The organism is Corallococcus sp. CA054B (genome assembly GCF_003611625.1).
Classification (GTDB): domain Bacteria; phylum Myxococcota; class Myxococcia; order Myxococcales; family Myxococcaceae; genus Corallococcus; species Corallococcus coralloides.
Genome location: NZ_RAVY01000382.1, coordinates 1 through 1,954, shown reverse-complemented (window position 1 = coordinate 1,954; position 1,954 = coordinate 1). Strand labels below are relative to the sequence as shown.

The window sequence follows — 1,954 nt, the reverse complement described above, 5'->3', positions numbered from 1 at the left end:
ACGGTGACACGCGTCAGGTGGGTGACCCGGTGGTACCGGAGACGCCCGTGGAGGACCCACAGCTGCCGGACGCGGGCACGGGTGAGGTGGACGCAGGCACGCAGGTTCCCGACGCGGGCACCGGGACGGACGCGGGCACCGGGACGGACGCGGGCACGGGCACCCCGGACGCGGGCACCGGCACGGATGCGGGGACCGGCACCGACGCGGGCACGGACGCGGGCACCCAGGATCCAGGTGAAACGAAGTACGAGCTGCCGTCCGCGCCGGGCTGGACCTTCTACGGCCGCGAGCAGGGCGGTCCCCGCTTCGTCTACGGCGTGACCGCGGATGAAGGTGGCAACGTCTGGGTCGCGGGCGGCGAAGAGGGCCTGTTCCTCCTGAAGAAGGGAGAGAGCACCTTCCGGAAGTTCACGATGGCGGACGGCCTCCGCCCCTATGGCTACATGCCGGATGGCAGCGCGCCTCCTGGCATGCCCTATCTCAAGGTCATCTCCGTCGCGGGCGCCTGGGATGGCGCGGTCTTCGTGGGCTACGCGGGCAAGCCGCCGCCGCCGGGAATCGCGGACTGCGAAAGCGAATGGGACACCGCCGGGAAAAAACGGCCCGCGGACGCCAGCGTCTACAAGAGCGGCGACGCGGACCGCGTGGAGCTGCGCGCCGACGGCACCCTGAAGGTCGTGCACTACGACATCTCTTCCGGTCCGGGCGTGGTTTCAGGCTACGAGCGGCGGGAGAAGCTCTGCCACGTCTACCGGATCGCCTACGACAAGGATTCAGACCCCAAGAAGAGCAGTGTCTGGTTTGGCGGCAATCACGGCTTCGCCCGGGGAGACGCGCACTACGCGGGCGACCCGACGTGCAACGGGAAGCTGGAGTGCTCGGGCCTGGAAGAGCACAGCCACCCGGCCTACAGCGCGTTCATCTACAGCAACTACGCGAGCGATAAACTCCAGTACAAAGAGGACTACAGCAAGTACCAGGTCCGGGACGCGCTCCTGACGGACGCCTACTACGGCATCGCGCCCCTGCCCAACCACGACGTCTGGATTGGCGGCGCCAACCGCTCCACCAAGTACTACTACGGCACGACCGGCCTCAACTTCTGGAGGGCCCAGGAGATGACGGAGCATCCGGAGTACAAGTGGAACCGCCGGGACCTCTGGACGGATGCGGTGGGTGAGAAGGAGTGGCCCTACTCCCGCCCCGAGGAGCGGACGGAGGACCTCGTCTCCGGCATGGCGGTTGTCCCCGACGGAACCAACCGCGTCTGGGTGAGTTCCTTCGCCAACGGTCTCCTCCAGCTCGACGCGGAAGGAAATGTCCTGCGCAGCCTGAAGAACGACCTCATCGCTCCGCACGTGGCCAGCGTCGCGGTGGATCCGCTGGACAACAGCGCGTGGGCAGGAGCCGCCTGGGGCGGCGGCATCAGCCGCGTGGGCGGGGGCGTCACGAAGTACAGCTACACGCTCTTCGGCCAGCATCTCTCCGGGCTGCGCGTCTCGGACATCCAGGTGGACCGCTCCGGAGCCCGCCGCCGCATGCTCGCGGCATTCACCCCCGTTGAGCAGGGCAAGGGCCCTGTCACCCCGGGCGCCATCGGCATCTACGACGGCGACTGACGCCTCAGCCACACCGAAGTCCTGACACGGCCGTCCTTCCCGTCATGGGGAGGACGGCCGTCGTCCTTGGGCCTGGTCCGGCCGGGCCAGGAACTCGACGCGCCGATGATCAACACACTCGAACGAGCGGGCGTGGCGCAGCGGGCTACCGCGATGCTTTCATCCTGAAGTACCCCAACCAGGAGTCGCGCCCCCCTCTCGCACCGCGAGAAACCATTCGGGGCACACGCTTTTGACGCGCCGTGCCCGTCTCCCCACCAGCCGGGCACGGCGAGCGCCGACAGACAGCCCGCCCGGCCCCGAAGCCGTCTAGAATCCCGCCCGCTCATGCC

Annotated in this window: 1 protein-coding gene; it reads left to right on the top strand. The window is 68.5% G+C overall.

Features of this window, described 5'->3' with window-relative positions; genetic code table 11:
* Positions 1–17: 17 nt before the first annotated feature.
* A complete protein-coding gene (locus tag D7V80_RS40845) occupies positions 18–1,622 on the top strand; it encodes a hypothetical protein (protein WP_120593130.1) in 1,605 nt (534 codons plus the stop codon).
* The last annotated feature ends 332 nt before the right edge of the window (positions 1,623–1,954 follow it).